Here is a 16,036-nt window from a genome sequence, read left to right on the forward strand (position 1 = left end):
GAGCGGACCGCTGCCCCCGAAGGGGCTGATCCGGCGTGGGCCGGACCGGCGCCGGATCGTTGGATTCCCTTCCAGCCGCGTCCTGCGCATATGTTTTGCTGCGCCACCGCAGCGCAGGCCTGGCCTCAGGGCAGCAACGACAAGGCGTGCATGTAGCGATCGCTCACCATCAGCTCGTCCCATTCGACAGCAGCGCCTGCGGGCAGCAGCGCCAGGCGCCTGGCGTCACTCGCAGCGCTGAGCGCCCAGTCGCCCTGAAGCACCGCGCGCGACAGGTCATCGATGGCCGCATCAATGGGTGCGCCGTCGTCCACGACGGACTGGTTGCACAGCAGCACCATGTCGGCGCCAGCCGCCAGCGCCGCCAGCGCCGCCTCGGTGAAGCTCACCCGCCGGCCATCGATGAAGCGCGCCGCCTCCATGCTCAGGTCGTCACTGAAGATGGCGCCGGTGAAGCCCAGCCGGTGACGCAGAATGTCCTGTAGCCAGCGTTCAGAAAAACCCGCCGGGCGGCGATCGACCCTGGGGTAGATGACATGCGCCGGCATCACCGCCTCCAGGCTGCTCGACAACCAGCCGTAGGGGGCCGCGTCCTCCGCCAGGATGGCTTTCAGGCTGCGCCCATCCACCGGGATCTCCAGGTGTGAGTCGGCCTTGACAAAACCATGGCCCGGAAAGTGTTTGCCGCAGTTGCCCATGCCGCTCTGCCTGAGCCCGAGCATGAGGGCTTGAGCGAGCAGCGTGACCACACGCGCGTCCCGGCCCAGCGCGCGGTCCCCAATCACCGAGCTGCCTCCGTGATCCAGGTCCAGCACCGGGGTGAAGCTGAGATCCACGCCACAGGCGCGCAGCTCCGCGCCCAGCACATACCCCGCCGCGGTGGCGGTGTTGCAGGCGAGCAGCGCCGACGCGCCTGCGATTTCGCCCTTTTTTTCCGGCCTCATCCACAGCGCACCCAGCGCCGCCATGGGAGGCAGGTGGGTGAAACCGTCGGTGCGAAAACGCTGTACCCGCCCGCCCTCGTGATCGACCGCGATGAGCAAATCCGCACGCACCGCCTTGATCTGAGCACACAGGTGGGTGAGTTGGGTGCGGTCTTTCCAATTGCGGCCAAACAGAATCACGCCGCCCACCAGCGGGTGGGCCAGACGCTGCTGGTCGGCTTCGGTGAGCGCGAGCCCGGCGACGTCAATGATCAAAGGGGCGTGGAGGTTCATAGCTAAGAGATAGTGAGGTTCGTTGGGTCGCGCTCGACCACCACAAAGCTGGCTGCGTAGTCGGTCTCGTCGGTCACCGTGACGTGGGCGCGCAAGCCCTGCGCCTCAAACCACGTCTTGAGCTCGCCGTGCAACACGATCATTGGCCGGCCACTGGGTTCATTCAGAATTTCACAGCGCCGCCAGCTCATCGGCATGCGCATACCCAGGCCAATGGCCTTGGAGAACGCCTCCTTGGCGGAAAAACGCGTGGCGAGGTAGCGCAGACCGCGCTGTGGCCAACGCACACTTCGCTGCTGCCACACCAGCCACTCGGCCTCGCCCAGCACCTTGCGGACAAATCGCTCACCCTGCCGCTGAACCGTGGTTTCGATGCGGCGGATATCGCAGACGTCGGTGCCGATGCCGTAAATCATGCAGGTTTCAGGCGAACGCCTCATCGATACAGCCAATGTACGCGGCCACGGTGGCCATATAGCCCTGCTCCAGCGCATCGGCGATCAGCGCGTGACCGATCGAGACTTCGCTGACGCCAGGCACGGCGCGCAAAAACGCGGTGAGGTTATCGCGGTTGAGGTCGTGGCCGGCGTTCACGCCCAGACCAGCATCCAGCGCGGCCTGTGCCGCCGCGCGGAAACGCGCCAGTTGCTCGGCCTGCCCGGGGGTTCCCCAGGCCGCGGCATAAGGCTCGGTGTAGAGCTCCACGCGGTCGGCGCCCACCGCCTTGGCCGCCGGCATGGCGGAGACTTCGGCGTCCATGAACAGGCTCACTCGAGCACCCAACGCCTGGGCCTGCACCACCAGCGGCGCCAGCCGCTGCGCGTCTTCGGGAAAGCGCCAGCCTTGATCGCTGGTGAACTGGCCTTCGCTATCGGGTACAAAGGTAAGCTGGTGCAGAGGCAGCCCGCGCGCGCGCAAGTCGGCGGCAATGGCCATGAGGTTGTGAAACGGGTTGCCTTCGATGTTGAACTCGCGATCCGGCCAGCTCAACATCAACTCGGCGAGATCCAGCACATCGTGAAGCCGGATGTGGCGCTCGTCGGGCCGCGGGTGCACTGTGATGCCGCGCGCACCCGCCTGCAGGCAGAGCGTGGCTGCACGGGTCACCGAAGGGATGCCCAGGTGGCGCGTATTGCGGACCAGTGCCACCTTGTTGAGGTTAACCGAGAGGGCGGTGTGCTTGGAGGAGGAACTCATGGTCACAGGGGTGGGTTGGGCAACGCATCGAGCTCTGGCAGGCGGCGCATGGCCTGGACATCGAGCATCAGCTGGCGGGTCTTGAACACGCGCACGCCGCAATGGTAGTGCAGCAGGGTGCGAAGCTGCGTGCGCAGGGCTGGCAGAGCGGGCGCGCAGGCACGAAGGGTGGCGATGAACACATCGTCGGACCGCATCGCTCGCTGCAGCGCCAGCCATTGCGCACCGGTCAGGCTGTGCGCCTCCTCGGGCTGCGCCAGCCGCAGACCGCTCTCGGGGACCAGCAGGTAGTTGGCCTGCGGATCGAGCGCCGCCAGCGAACTGCCCTCCTGCCCCAGGTCCGAGAGAAAACCCACCTCACGCAGCAGCAGCAGCTCAAAGGCGCGCAAGACCAACTGCTGCGCATCGCCCCGCTCGGCCAGCAACTGAACCGCCATCTCATAGTGGTCGAACAAGCCTGGGTGCGGATCATCTCGGGCCAGCAGCCGCATCAGCAACTCATTGAGGTAGCTGCCCGAGAGCAGCGCCTCGCCGGTTGGCATCACGTGGCCGCCCCGCCACTGCGCCGACTTGAGCGTGCGCACCTCGGCATCCCCCCCCCAACCCAGCAGCAGCGGCTGCAAGGGCAGCAGCACCGGGCGAAACTGCGAGGTCGGCCGCTTCACCCCCTTGGCCACCAGCGCAATGCGGCCCTCGCGGCGGCTGAAGACCTCCAGTATCAGACTGGACTCGCTCCAGTCGTAGCGGTGCAGGACAAAAGCAGGCTCTTCAGCCGAGCGACGCGTGGCCATCGTCGAGCGTGCTCAACGCCAAAATTCCTGGCAGCGGCCCGCGCAGCGGCGGCGCCGCAGGTCGCATCCGCGGGATGCAGCTCCCAAAGGGGCCAGCGGGCCAGCCGCCGGGCCGCCCCAAGGCAGGCCCAGCCCCCTCGGGGGGCAGCGACCCGCGCAGCGGCGGAGCGTGGGGGCACCTTCACTCATAACCGAACGACCGCACCCGCGCTGCATCGTCGGCCCAGCCCGACCGCACCTTGACCCACAACTCCAGAAAGACTTTGCAGTCCCAGAGCTTCTCCAGCTCCTGGCGGGCCTCGGTACCAATGCGCTTGAGTTTTTCGCCCTTGTCGCCGATCACCATGCCCTTGTGCCCTTCCCGCTCCACAACGATGGTCGCTGCGATGCGCTTGAGCGAACCTTCCTGCTCGAACTTGTCAATGATGACGGTGGAGGTGTAGGGCAGCTCGTCGCCGGTCAGGCGGAACAATTTCTCGCGCACCATTTCACTGGCCATGAAACGCTCGCTGCGGTCGGTGAGCTCTTCCGGCGCGTGCATCCAGGGCTGGCGGGGCAGGTACTTTTCGCAGATGCCAAACAGCCGCTGGATATCACGCGCCGTCTTGGCCGACATGGGCACGAACTCGGCAAAGGCACGGCGCTCCTGCATCGACTGCAACCAGGGCGCCAGGTCTCCCCGGCGATGCACCAGGTCGAACTTGTTGGCCAGCAGGACGACCGGAATGTTGTCAGGCAGCAGATCCAGCACCTTGGCATCGGCCTGGTTGAAGTGACCAGCCTCCACCACAAACAGGATCAGATCCACATCGGCCACCGCGCCCAGCACCGTCTTGTTGAGCGAGCGGTTGAGCGCGTTGCCATGCCGGGTCTGGAAGCCTGGTGTGTCGACAAACACGAACTGGCTGGCGCCAACGGTGCGGTAGCCGGTGATGCGGTGGCGCGTGGTCTGGGCCTTGCGCGACGTGATGCTGATCTTTTGGCCCACCAGCGCGTTGAGCAGGGTGGACTTGCCCACGTTGGGCTTGCCAACAATCGCGACCAGGCCGCAGTGCTGTCGATCCGGATCGATCACCTCAGGGTCGGCGGGCTCCTCGTCGGCGGCAGGCAAGCCCGCATCGGCACCTGCCTCACGACCCAGCGCTCGAGCCAGCATGGCATCGAGCTCGGGATTAGGTGGGATGGCGGCCTGGGCGGCGGTGGAGTCGGGTTTGGATCGGGGCATGTCGGGTCGGTTCACGCCGCCATCAGGCGGAGGGGTTGGGCGGCAGAGTTGCTGCTTCGGGTCGGGCTCGGTGCAGGTGCTGCAGCATCGCCGCTGCGGCAGCCTGTTCGCCAGCGCGGCGAGAAGCACCGATGCCGCGCTCACTGTGGCCCGTATCGGTCACGGTGCACTCCACGTCAAAGGTCTGTTTGTGGGCCTCGCCGAGCGTGGCCACCACCCGGTAAATCGGCAACTTCATCTTGCGCCCCTGCAGCCACTCCTGCAACTCGGTTTTGGGGTCCTTGCCCAAGGCACTCATCTGAGCGCTGAGCTCAACGCCGCTGAAGAGGCGTCGCACCAGGGCGGATGCGGCCTCGAAGCCGGCGTCCAGGTAGACCGCGCCGATCACGGCCTCCAGCGCATCGGCGAGGATGGACGGCCGCTTGTGGCCACCCGAGCGCTTCTCGCCATCGCCCAGTCGCAGGGCGGCCGCCAGATCCAGCCGAGAGGCCAGCTGAAACAGGGTGTCCTGCTTGACCAGGTTCGCGCGCACGCGGGACAGATCGCCCTCGGGCAGATCGCTCAGCTTTTCAAACAGCAGACCCGAGATCGCCAGGCTCAGTACCGAGTCGCCCAGAAACTCCAGCCGCTCGTTGTGATCAGCCGAAAAACTGCGGTGGGTGAGCGCGCGCTCCAGCAGGCGTGGATTGGCAAATGCCAACTCCAGTCGCTTCTGCAGCGCCTGCAGTTCCGTGCTCAAGCGAAACGCCGGCCGCCACGGCCCCAGTTGCTCCGCACCAGGCTCACTTGGAGCGGCCCTGGTACCTCATGACCAGGAAGGCAGGGCCAGCCAAGTGCACATCGCGCTCGTAGGCGAAAGACACCACCACCTTGCTGCCTTCCTTCCCCACTTCCAAGTCCTTACCCGAAATGGTTCGGATGTCGTCGATCTGGGCGGCCTTGTCAAAGATCGAACGCACTTCTGCCACCGTCTCACCGGCCGACGCCTTGTCCACGGCCTTCTGGACCGCTATGTACTCGATGTAGGTAGGCACCACCTGCGCGAACACCACGCCGGCAAAAGCCAGCAAGATGCCGACGAAGAGAAGGCCCAGAAAGGTCAGGCCGCGTTGTGATTTGCGCTGCATCATGTGTGTGTACTCCTGCTGTGCCTCAAAGCCCTCGCATCGCTCGTCATTCAAACGAGCCGATGCGTCCCAGATCACCAAAGTTCATCCAGACAAAAAACGCCTTGCCCACGATGTTGGCCTCGGGCACAAAACCCCAATAGCGTGAGTCCAGTGAATTGTCTCGATTGTCACCCATCATGAAGAAGTGGCCTTCAGGCACTTTGCACACCACGCCCTCGACGGTGTAGCGGCAATTGGACTTGTTGGGAAAATCGGTGGCACCTGGAATGAAGGCGGGACGATCTTCGTCATTCAGGGTGCCATACTGCTTGCTCCCCACCGTCTCGCGGAACTGCTTGGCGTAACGCATGCTGTCACCGTCGAAGAAGTCCGCCAGGGCTTCCTGAGGCACCGGTTGCCCGTTGATGATCAGCCGCTTGTTGAGATAGGCCACCTCGTCTCCGGGCACGCCCACTACACGCTTGATGTAGTCCAGACTGGGCTGCGGCGGATAGCGAAACACCATCACGTCGCCCCGCTGGGGCTCGTGGTTGGCCAGCAGCTTGGTGTTGAACACCGGCAAACGCAGTCCGTAATGAAACTTGTTGACCAGGATCAGGTCACCCACCCGCAGCGTCGGGATCATAGAACCCGACGGGATCTTGAACGGCTCGAACAGGAACGAGCGCAACACAAACACCGCCAGAATCACGGGGAACAGGCCCGCCGTCCAGTCCAGCCACCAAGGTTGCGCCAAGAGCTGCTGGCGCGCAGGCTCCACATCACCTTCAACGTCGCTGAAGCCTTGTTTGCGCAGCGCTTCCTTGCGGCTCTGGTGCTCATGCAACAGGTGATCGGCGGCTCGGCGGCGCTGCGGCAGAAAGAACAGCTTTTCGGCGACCCAATACACTCCGGTCACCCCAACCGCCAGCATCAGCAGCAAGGCGAAGTTGCCCTCGACCGAGCCGGTGTACCAGGCGAAGGCGTAACCCACGAAGGCCACCAGGATCACGCCCGTGATCATGCTCATGGCGGCCTGCATCAGTCTTGCACCTGCAAAATGGCCAGGAAGGCCTCCTGGGGAACTTCCACTGAACCGATCTGTTTCATGCGCTTCTTACCCGCCTTCTGCTTTTCGAGGAGTTTTCGTTTGCGGGAAATGTCGCCGCCGTAACATTTTGCCAGCACGTTCTTGCGCAAAGCCTTGATGGTTTCGCGCGCGATCACGTTGCCGCCGATGGCCGCCTGAATCGCCACGTCAAACATCTGCCGGCTGATGATTTCGCGCATCTTGGCGACCACTGCCCGCCCGCGGTACTGAGACTGGCTGCGATGCACGATGATGGACAGCGCATCGACCTTCTCGCCGTTGAGCAGGATGTCGACCTTGACCACATCGGCCGCCCGATACTCCTTGAACTCGTAGTCCATGGAAGCATAACCACGGCTCACCGATTTGAGCTTGTCAAAGAAGTCCAGCACGATCTCACCCAGCGGCATGTCGTAGGTCAACATGACCTGTTTGCCGTGGTAGGCCATGTTGAGCTGCATGCCGCGTTTCTGGTTGGCCAGCGTCATGACGGCGCCCACATACTCCTGCGGCATGTAAAGGTGCACCGTCACGATCGGTTCACGAATCTCCTCCAGGCGCCCCTGGTCAGGCATCTTGGACGGGTTCTCCACCAGGATCACTTCACCATCGGGTTTGACCACCTGGTAGACCACGCTGGGCGCGGTCGTGATCAGGTCCTGGTCGAACTCGCGCTCCAGGCGTTCTTGCACGATCTCCATGTGCAGCAAGCCGAGGAAGCCGCAGCGAAACCCAAAACCCAGCGCCTGGGACACCTCGGGCTCGTACATCAGCGCGGCATCGTTGAGCTTGAGTTTTTCCAGCGCGTCGCGCAGGCCGTCGTACTGGTTGGCCTCCGTCGGGTAGAGGCCGGCGAACACCTGGGGCTGAACCTCTTTGAAACCGGGTAAGGCCTGGGCCGCCGGGCCGGCGTTGTTCGGCAGCTTTTTTTCCAGCGTGATGGTGTCCCCCACCTTGGCGGCCTGCAGTTCCTTGATGCCCGCGATGATGTAGCCCACCTCGCCCGCTTGCAGCGACTCACGCGGCTCGGTGGCCGGTGTGAAAACGCCCAGGGTGTCGGCGTTGTAGACGGTGTTGGTCGCCATCATCTTGAAACGCTCGCCCTTGAGCAAACGGCCATCAACCACTCGCACCAGCATCACCACGCCCACGTAGGCGTCGTACCAGCTGTCCACGATCATGGCGCGCAGCGGTCCATCGGGATTGCCGCGCGGTGGCGGGATACGTGCCACCACCGCCTCCAGAATGTCCTCCACGCCCATGCCGGTTTTGGCCGAACAGGGAATCGCGTCCGTGGCGTCAATGCCGATCACGTCTTCGATCTCGGCCTTGGCGTTCTCCGGATCGGCATTCGGCAGATCCATCTTGTTGAGCACCGGCACGACTTCCACGCCGAGGTCCAATGCGGTGTAGCAGTTGGCCACGGTCTGCGCCTCCACGCCCTGGCTGGCGTCCACCACCAGCAGCGCGCCTTCACACGCCGAGAGCGAGCGGCTCACCTCATACGAGAAGTCCACGTGACCAGGTGTGTCGATCAGGTTGAGGTTGTAGACCTGACCATCGCGCGCTTTGTAATGCAGCGCAGCAGTCTGCGCCTTGATGGTGATGCCGCGTTCTTTCTCGATGTCCATGGAGTCGAGCACCTGCTCGCTCATCTCGCGATCGGCGAGCCCTCCACAGCGCGAGATGATGCGATCGGCGAGCGTGGATTTGCCGTGATCGATGTGCGCGATGATGGAAAAATTGCGGATGTGATTCATCGAAAAAAACGGCTCAACTCAAAGACATAGGTGGGCTGACTTACCGCAGCACACGAGCATAAAAAAGGGCGCGTCAGGTGTTGACGCGCCCAGAACCAACAATCAATGGCAACTGCGATAGTTGGGGTTTCATTGTAGGCAAAAAGCCTGGAAGACACACCACCCACACCGCTTTCCCTGGTTGTCGCAGCGCTGCAACAAGCAACTTATCCACAGATTGATCACAGGCAATCCACACAATTGGTACGGCTGCTGTGGATGACCCGCGCAACGTCGCCTGCCATTTTCACATCGTGGACCAACCAACGCACCCAGCGCACAAATCTGGCCACAGATGCCAAGATTTTATCGAATTCGCTCATGGGCATGCTCATGTTTGTAAGCAACCACTGACTTTTGGGGTCGGGCCACTGACGGGAATGTCGCGGGTTCATGTGTCGCAAAACGACCAACTCGAAAAAATGCCCCCACATCCGACACGGGACTGTAGGGGCACATGGGTGCGGAAAGGATCAGCGTGCCGGGCGAATCACCGCGTACTGAGCCCACTCACCGCGGCGGAACAGCACGTTGATGGGTTTGCTCTTGTCCAGCTTGGCCAGTGCTGCGTCAAACTCTTTCAGGCCCTGAATCTCGGTGTTGGCCAACTGCACGATCACATCGCCTTCCCGCAGGCCGGCACGGGCCGCAATGCCGTCGGCGGCCACCACGCGCACACCGCCCTTGAGGTTCAACTCCTTCAGCTGCGCAGCCGTGAGCTCGGAAAGTGAAAGACCCAGCGACTGCGCTGCACCCGTGGCCGGTGCCTTCGGCGTCTCGGGCGCCTCTGCACGCTGCTCAGGTCGCTCCGGCTCCAGCTCCGCCACGACGATACTCAGATTGCGCTCGGCGCCGCGCCGGAACACCGTCATGCTGCTCTTGTTGCCTGGCTTGGTATTGCCCACCAACCGGGGCAGGTCAACCGACTTGTCGATCGACTTGCCATCGAACTTCAGAATGATGTCGCCCGGCTCGACGCCGGCTTTAGCGGCTGGCGAATTCGGCTCCACGCCGCGCACCAGGGCACCCTTGGGTGCACCCAGGCCGATCGACTCCGCCACGTCCTTGCTGACCTGATCGATCTGCACCCCGATGCGCCCGCGGGTCACGCGTCCAGTGCTTCTGAGCTGATCGGACACACGAACCGCTTCATCGATCGGGATGGCAAACGAGATGCCTTGAAATCCGCCCGAGCGCGAGTAGATCTGGCTGTTGATGCCCACCACCTCGCCACGCATGTTGATCAGCGGCCCGCCGGAATTGCCCGGGTTGATCGCCACGTCGGTCTGAATAAAGGGAAGGAAATCGCCGGTATCGCGCTTCTTGGCGCTGACGATGCCGGCGGTCACCGTGTTTTCCAGACCAAACGGCGAGCCGATCGCCATCACCCACTCGCCGACCCGCAGCCGATCGATGTCGCCGATCTTGACCGCGCTGAGTCCACTGGCTTCAATCTTGACCACGGCCACGTCGGTGCGCCTGTCGGTGCCGACGATCTTTGCCTTGAACTCGCGCTTGTCCGGCAAGGTCACGATCAATTCGTCGGCACCGTCGACCACATGGGCGTTGGTCATGATGAGGCCATCGGAACTCAGGATGAAGCCCGAACCCACGCCGCGGGGCTGCGCCTCGTCTGAGGGACCCCGGTCAGAGCGCGGTCCCCTTGGGACCGCGCCGGGAGGAACCGGGATACCAAAGCGGCGAAAAAACTCCAGCATCTGCTCGTCAGGACCCGAACCCGTCTCGGCCTTGGCCTTCTCCAGTGTGCGGATGTTGACCACGGAAGGACCAACCAGATCAACCAGGTCGGTGAAATCGGGCAGGCCCCGCACGCTGGGCGCGACAACGGCAGGCGTCTGCGCCCCCAGGGGCGCATGAGTCAGCAGGACGGCGCCACCAGCACCCGCGAGCGCAGCACTGGCCAGCAAGGCCATTTGAGGAAGACGAAGCCAACGACGAAGCATCATGAAAAACCTCTGCTCAAACAAAATCGAGTCAAACAACACAACGACGGTGTATCCGGAGAACGGAAACCCTGGAAGTCGCAGCAGAACACGAGGGCGCGAAGCGGTTCAGCGCGTTCGCTCCAGCGCGTCAGCAAACCGGCGCAGCGTGGCGGGTGGCACCTCGCCGAGCACGGTGAGCCAGTGCTTGTCCAGACGGCGTGTCACGGAATGGGTGGCGCCGACCGACGCCACTTTCTCCTCGCCGTGGCGACTGGCATCAAACGCCTCAACGAACAGCGATACCGAAGCCAGACCGTCAGAGAACACCCACTGCATGCCTGGGGCCTCGGTCGACCCAGCCACCGAGCCTCGGGTGTAGCAACTCATGGACGCAAAACCTGGCACGGACTCCTTCAGGCGCCAGCCCTCGGCGTCGGGCGTGGTCTTCTTCTGCACCGAGCGCTGCACGTCGTAGCCCTTGGTGTCGTTCATCTGCTGACTGAGCTTGTCCATGCGCACGGGTGCGTCCAGCTGCAGCTCGGAGAACGCCACCTGTTCCAGTACGACGCCTCGCTCACCCAGCGTCTGCATCTTGACCACCAGGCCCGAGTTTTTTTCCGCCCAGATGCGATAGCCAAAACGCAGTTCGTCGCGCGGCACGATCTCGATGCGATCGGCCTTGTGCCCGGCCACGCGGTCCACACCGGTTTCACGCACATCGTAGAACGCGGGAATGGCGTTGCGAGGAGTGCGCAGCAGCTCGGGAAAGAGACCCAACGATTCTCGCTTTTCCACCCAGGCCGTCTTTGTTTCCGGGGCGAAGGTGATGACCTCACTGTTGCGCCGCAGCGTGGTGCGCGGCGCACCAGTGAGCGTTTCTACCCGCTCCATCTGCTGCACGCCATCGCACACATGCCAGATGCGCGAGGCCGACATGGCCGATCCGGCGGAGACCACCAGCGTGCCCTGATAGGCGCGCTGCCGCGAGGCCTCGTGCATGCGGGTCAGCCAGTCGTTGATGCTGCGGGTCTCGGACGCAGCGGGTGCCGTGCTCTGGGCCATCACCGGCATCGCAAGACCAGTCAACACCGACACCGCGGCAACCACCGTCCAGCGCCGAACAGATGGCACCACCCGCGTTTTGCGGCAAGCGGAAAAAAGGCGACCACCCCCCGTTGATGCGGTGGCCAGCAACGACGTCACGTGCATGTGAGCAGTCATGGGATTCAGCGCTCGTTGGCGTCGTGGGTTGCATTGCGCAGAAAGCCGGCAGGCATCTGCAGGGCTGACACGCCACCAAACTGCCGGTGCTCGGCCATCAGGGCTTCGAGCTGAGCGTCCCGAATCAGTACACCTTGGGAGGTGTTGACCGCCACCGGCTCGGTGCCGACGCGCGCGAGCTGGGCTGCGGGTGCCGCTGCCGGGCCCATGAGCGCCAGCTGGGGGCTTGCGGAGTTCGTCGGACTGCCCGGCGTAGTGCCCAGCACGGTCCAGCTCACAGCCATCACCGCGGCCAGCGAGGCCACGCCCGCAAGCAGTTTCCAGCGGAACACCGCGTCGTTGGCAGCCTGCCCACGGACATGCTGGATCACCACGGCCCGTTCGGGTGCGACAGTGACCGAGAGCGGCTCCTGGGCCAGGCGCAGTTGCACCGCCGCCAAGAACTCGGCCGGCGTTTGCACAGGCAGTGCCGGGGCTTGACCGCGAAGCGATTCGCCAATGAGCTGATAGGCGTGCCAGCGCGTCGCAGTCGATGCTGACGAGGCCACGCCTTCAAGCCAGCCCTCAAGCTCGTGCGCAGGCAGTTCGCCATCCAGCATGGCCGACAGCGCGCTGTCCTGATACAGGTCTTCACCAGCACCCGCGGCGGTGGCCGCGATCAAATCCTTGTTCTGTTTGGCGTTCATGTCCTGACTTCCTGTTTCCGGCTCACTGGCCCCTGAGTTCTCGATGCCCTGCGCGTTCACCAGCGCTTGCCCGTCTGGCGATCCAACATGGGCTTGATGCGACTGGAGATCGCCTCGCGAGCCCGGAAGATGCGGGATCGCACGGTGCCAATGGGGCAATCCAGTGCCTGCGCAATCTCTTCGTAGCTCAGACCTTCGATCTCGCGCAGGGTGATCGCCATGCGCAATTCTTCCGGCAATGCATCCATGGCAGCATTGACCGCCTCGGCGATTTCCTTGCTGGCGAAGATCGCCTCGGGCGTTTCGCTGTCTGCCACGTTGGGGTTTAGTTCGCGATCCGAGCCGGAAGTTTCATCGTCATCGGCAGATTTCATCTGTGACTGGAAGATCAGCGGGTCGCGCTTGAGTTCCATCAGCTGCTTCTTGGCCGTGTTGACCGCGATGCGGTAAAGCCAGGTGTAGAACTGCGCATCGCCGCGGAACTGGCCCAGGGCGCGGTAGGCGCGGATGAACGTCTCCTGGGCAATATCAGGCACGAGGTCGACGTCGCGCACCATGCGCCCGATCAGGCGCTCGACCCGCCTCTGGTATTTGATGACCAGCAACTCGAAGGCCCGCTGCTCCCCTGCCAGCGTGCGCTGGACGAGCATGACGTCGCTGTCGGGCGGAGGTGGAGCAGTGTGATCTTCTTGGGTCATGCGCGGCAAAATATACCGCACGGCCTGGGCCGTGCCGTCAGGCGCTGCACAAGCCCCGCACCGATCAACGCGCGGCCTGGACCCAGGCGCGCCGCAAGGCGTGCCACCGGGCAGGATCGCTCGCCCGCTGCAAGCAGATCCAGGCCGGCACCTCGGCGGGACCATGCAGCCGCAACCAGGCCACGGTCTGCCCGTCGAAAGTCACTTCGACGCGCCTCAGGGGCGTGCCCTCGATTGCCGATCCAGCGCGCCACAACCAACGGCCGGCCTCGCCGTCGACCAGGCCGGGCGCCTGGGCATCCCAGTGCAGCTGGCCAACCGCAGGTTCTCGCCAGCTGCGCCAAGCCATCAGGCCCCAGATCCCGCATGCCGCGCCGCCGCTCGAAAACAACAGCCAGCCCGAGGGCGCGCCAAGCCACCACCAGGCGGCCCATACCAAAGCCAGTGCAGACGCGAGCCCCAACAGCAGACGCCCGTACCAAACACAACGCCCCACCGGGTACATCACCGATGGGGCGCGTTGCATGGGTCAGAGGTGAGCAGGAGCCGGCGACCCGCGATGCATTCACACGCGTCGGAAGACCAGCGAGCCGTTGGTGCCACCAAAGCCGAAGTTGTTCTTCAGCGCCACATCGATCTTCAGATCGCGAGCAGTGTTGGCGCAATAGTCCAGGTCGCACTCGGGATCTTGGTTGAAGATGTTGATGGTGGGCGGGCTCTTCTGGTGGTGCACCGCCAGCACGGTGAAAACACTCTCGATCCCTCCCGCGCCACCCAGCAGATGTCCCGTCATGGACTTTGTGGAATTCACCACCGTCTTCTTTGCATGGTCGCCCAGCGCGGCCTTGATGGCGTTGGATTCGTTCACGTCGCCCAGTGGTGTCGAGGTGCCATGCGCGTTGAGGTAGTGCACCTCGTCGGCATTCACTCCGGCGTTGCGCAGCGCGTTTTGCATGGCGCGTCGCGGGCCGTCCATGTTGGGCGCGGTCATGTGACCGGCATCGGCGCTCATGCCATAACCTGCCACTTCGGCGTAGATGCGAGCGCCGCGGGCCATGGCGTGTTCGTACGACTCGAGCACCATCACACCCGCACCTTCACCGAGCACGAAGCCGTCGCGGTCTTTGTCCCAGGGACGCGAAGCGGTCGCGGGGTCGTCGTTGCGGGTCGATAGGGCACGCATGGCGGCGAATCCTCCCACGCCCAGCGGCGATACCGTGGCCTCGGAGCCGCCGGCGATCACCACATCGGCGTCTCCGTATTCAATCTTGCGAGCTGCCTCACCGATGCAATGCAGACCCGTGGTGCATGCCGTCACCACGGCAAGGTTCGGACCCTTGAAGCCGAATCGCATCGAAACGTGACCGGCGATCATGTTGATGATCGAGGCCGGTACAAAAAACGGCGAGATTCGACGCGGGCCGCGGCCAACGTACTCGGCGTGCGTGGCTTCGATCAGCGGCAGGCCGCCGATGCCCGAACCGATGATGCAACCGATGCGATGCGCCGCCTCTTCGTCCAGCGCATCACCAATGGGCAAGCCCGCATCCACCACAGCCTGATGCGCCGCAGCGATGCCGTAGTGGATGAAGGTGTCCATCGAACGCGCTTCTTTGGCGCCGATGTAAGACTCCAAGTCGAAACCCTTCACCTCGCCCGCGATCTGGCAGGCAAACGCGGACGCATCAAACTTGGTGATGCGGTCGATACCGGAACGCCCAGCCAGCAGATTGGCCCAGGCCTCGTTGACGGTATTGCCCACGGGGCTCACGCACCCCAGGCCGGTCACCACGACACGACGTCGACTCATCAATTTCCTCTCAGGCCCGTGCCGGCGAGATCCCGGCAAGGCCAGTCTTGATCTGGCCGCGCGCCACGCTCCAGCAGGGTCACTGCGGAACGCTGGCTCGCTGACCGCTCACCGACCCATTCAGGCCTTCTGATGGGCCATCGCGTAATCGATGGCGTTTTTCACCGTGGTGATTTTTTCGGCGTCTTCGTCAGGGATCTCGATACCGAACTCGTCTTCCAGAGCCATCACCAGCTCAACCGTGTCCAGCGAATCGGCGCCGAGATCGGCCACAAAGGCCTTCTCCGGGGTGACCTGGCCCTCTTCCACGCCAAGTTGCTCGGCAATGATTTTCTTCACACGTGCTTCGATATCGCTCATAAGTCCCTCTGAGGGTGGTTGAAATACAGGCCGCCATTTTAGCCGGGCTAGGGAGCTGACCCTAGACGGCCCGCCGGGCGGCCATCCCGGCTGGCACAGATCGTTGGCAGTACGCGGGTTCAGGCCATGAACATGCCGCCGTTCACGTGCAGCTCCTGGCCCGTGACATAGCTCGCCTGAGGGCTGGCGAGGTAAGTCACCGCGTGCGCAATGTCCGCTGCCTTGCCGAGGTGTCCCAGGGGAATCTGACCCAGCAGCGCTTTTTGCTGTTCTTCCGGCAGCGCAGCCGTCATGTCGGTTTCGATGAAACCCGGCGCCACGCAGTTGACCGTGATGTTTCGGCTGCCAAGCTCCCGGGCCAGGGCGCGCGTCATGCCAGCCACACCGGCCTTGGCCGCAGCGTAGTTGGCCTGCCCTGCGTTGCCGGACGCACCGACCACGCTGGTGATGCTGATGATGCGGCCGTAACGCTGCTTCATCATGGGGCGGATGACGGCCCGGCTCATGCGAAAGACAGCCTTCAGGTTGGTGTTGAGCACGGCGTCCCAGTCATCGTCTTTCAGGCGCATGGCCAGCATGTCGCGCGTGATGCCTGCGTTGTTGACGAGCACCTGCAGACCGCCGTGGGCCTTGGTGATGTCCTCGATCAGGGCCTCGCAGTCAGCTCCCTGGTTGACATCCAGCACTGCGCCGCGGCAGCCTTCAGCGGCGCCAGCGACTGCTTTCAACGTCGCGGAAATCTTGGCCGCGCCGGCTTCGCTCGTTGCCGTGCCGATGACAATCAGGCCGCGCGCGACCAGTTCGTGGGCGATCGCTGCGCCGATGCCACGCGATGCACCGGTGACCAGGGCCACCTGGCCAGCAAATGTGGGTTCAGACATGTTTGT

The 16,036-nt window shown here is 63.7% G+C and carries 18 protein-coding genes; all 18 read right to left on the reverse strand.

The window, feature by feature from the left end; genetic code table 11:
• Window positions 1-125: 125 nt before the first annotated feature.
• Window positions 126-1,217: a beta-N-acetylhexosaminidase gene (nagZ, locus tag QUV25_RS00725; RefSeq protein WP_300860626.1), complete on the reverse strand. Its 1,092-nt coding sequence runs from the start codon at window positions 1,215-1,217 to the stop codon at window positions 126-128.
• A gap of 2 nt (window positions 1,218-1,219) precedes the next feature.
• Window positions 1,220-1,633 (reverse strand): holo-ACP synthase, encoded by a 414-nt coding sequence (gene acpS / locus QUV25_RS00730; protein WP_300861960.1) that lies wholly within the window; start codon window positions 1,631-1,633, stop codon window positions 1,220-1,222.
• Window positions 1,634-1,640: 7 nt separating this feature from the next.
• Complete coding sequence (locus QUV25_RS00735) at window positions 1,641-2,414, reverse strand: pyridoxine 5'-phosphate synthase (RefSeq protein ID WP_300860627.1); 774 nt, start codon at window positions 2,412-2,414, stop codon at window positions 1,641-1,643.
• A gap of 2 nt (window positions 2,415-2,416) precedes the next feature.
• Window positions 2,417-3,205 (reverse strand): DNA repair protein RecO, encoded by a 789-nt coding sequence (recO, locus tag QUV25_RS00740; RefSeq protein WP_300860628.1) that lies wholly within the window; start codon window positions 3,203-3,205, stop codon window positions 2,417-2,419.
• A 181-nt stretch (window positions 3,206-3,386) separates the two neighbouring features.
• The gene (gene era / locus QUV25_RS00745) at window positions 3,387-4,430 is read right to left on the reverse strand and encodes a GTPase Era (RefSeq protein ID WP_300860629.1); all 1,044 of its coding nucleotides are present in this window, start codon (window positions 4,428-4,430) and stop codon (window positions 3,387-3,389) included.
• 22 nt (window positions 4,431-4,452) lie between these two features.
• The gene (gene rnc / locus QUV25_RS00750) at window positions 4,453-5,169 is read right to left on the reverse strand and encodes a ribonuclease III (RefSeq protein ID WP_300860630.1); all 717 of its coding nucleotides are present in this window, start codon (window positions 5,167-5,169) and stop codon (window positions 4,453-4,455) included.
• A 43-nt stretch (window positions 5,170-5,212) separates the two neighbouring features.
• Window positions 5,213-5,560: a DUF4845 domain-containing protein gene (locus tag QUV25_RS00755; protein WP_300860631.1), complete on the reverse strand. Its 348-nt coding sequence runs from the start codon at window positions 5,558-5,560 to the stop codon at window positions 5,213-5,215.
• Between the two features lie 43 nt (window positions 5,561-5,603).
• Entirely contained in the window at window positions 5,604-6,569 is a 966-nt protein-coding gene (lepB, locus tag QUV25_RS00760; RefSeq protein ID WP_300860632.1) for a signal peptidase I, read from the reverse strand.
• Between the two features lie 11 nt (window positions 6,570-6,580).
• Entirely contained in the window at window positions 6,581-8,389 is a 1,809-nt protein-coding gene (gene lepA / locus QUV25_RS00765) for a translation elongation factor 4 (protein WP_300860633.1), read from the reverse strand.
• A gap of 221 nt (window positions 8,390-8,610) precedes the next feature.
• Complete coding sequence (locus QUV25_RS00770; protein ID WP_300860634.1) at window positions 8,611-8,751, reverse strand: hypothetical protein; 141 nt, start codon at window positions 8,749-8,751, stop codon at window positions 8,611-8,613.
• Window positions 8,752-8,901: 150 nt separating this feature from the next.
• The gene (locus tag QUV25_RS00775) at window positions 8,902-10,362 is read right to left on the reverse strand and encodes a DegQ family serine endoprotease (protein WP_300861961.1); all 1,461 of its coding nucleotides are present in this window, start codon (window positions 10,360-10,362) and stop codon (window positions 8,902-8,904) included.
• 138 nt (window positions 10,363-10,500) lie between these two features.
• Window positions 10,501-11,505 carry a MucB/RseB C-terminal domain-containing protein gene (locus QUV25_RS00780; protein WP_300860635.1) on the reverse strand — a complete coding sequence of 335 codons (1,005 nt, stop codon included), beginning with the start codon at window positions 11,503-11,505 and terminating at the stop codon, window positions 10,501-10,503.
• Between the two features lie 95 nt (window positions 11,506-11,600).
• Window positions 11,601-12,281, reverse strand: a complete 681-nt coding sequence (locus QUV25_RS00785) for a sigma-E factor negative regulatory protein (RefSeq protein WP_300860636.1) — start codon at window positions 12,279-12,281, stop codon at window positions 11,601-11,603.
• 56 nt (window positions 12,282-12,337) lie between these two features.
• On the reverse strand, window positions 12,338-12,979 hold the full coding sequence (rpoE, locus tag QUV25_RS00790) for an RNA polymerase sigma factor RpoE (RefSeq protein ID WP_300860637.1): 642 nt from the start codon (window positions 12,977-12,979) through the stop codon (window positions 12,338-12,340).
• A gap of 64 nt (window positions 12,980-13,043) precedes the next feature.
• Window positions 13,044-13,505, reverse strand: a complete 462-nt coding sequence (locus QUV25_RS00795) for a hypothetical protein (RefSeq protein ID WP_300860638.1) — start codon at window positions 13,503-13,505, stop codon at window positions 13,044-13,046.
• Between the two features lie 39 nt (window positions 13,506-13,544).
• On the reverse strand, window positions 13,545-14,789 hold the full coding sequence (gene fabF, locus QUV25_RS00800) for a beta-ketoacyl-ACP synthase II (RefSeq protein ID WP_300860639.1): 1,245 nt from the start codon (window positions 14,787-14,789) through the stop codon (window positions 13,545-13,547).
• Window positions 14,790-14,909: 120 nt separating this feature from the next.
• On the reverse strand, window positions 14,910-15,149 hold the full coding sequence (acpP, locus tag QUV25_RS00805) for an acyl carrier protein (RefSeq protein ID WP_291011388.1): 240 nt from the start codon (window positions 15,147-15,149) through the stop codon (window positions 14,910-14,912).
• A gap of 119 nt (window positions 15,150-15,268) precedes the next feature.
• Window positions 15,269-16,030 carry a 3-oxoacyl-ACP reductase FabG gene (gene fabG / locus QUV25_RS00810; RefSeq protein WP_300860640.1) on the reverse strand — a complete coding sequence of 254 codons (762 nt, stop codon included), beginning with the start codon at window positions 16,028-16,030 and terminating at the stop codon, window positions 15,269-15,271.
• Window positions 16,031-16,036 lie beyond the last annotated feature (6 nt).

The organism is Hydrogenophaga sp. (assembly GCF_030373245.1).
In the GTDB taxonomy this organism is placed as follows: Bacteria; Pseudomonadota; Gammaproteobacteria; order Burkholderiales; family Burkholderiaceae_C; genus Hydrogenophaga.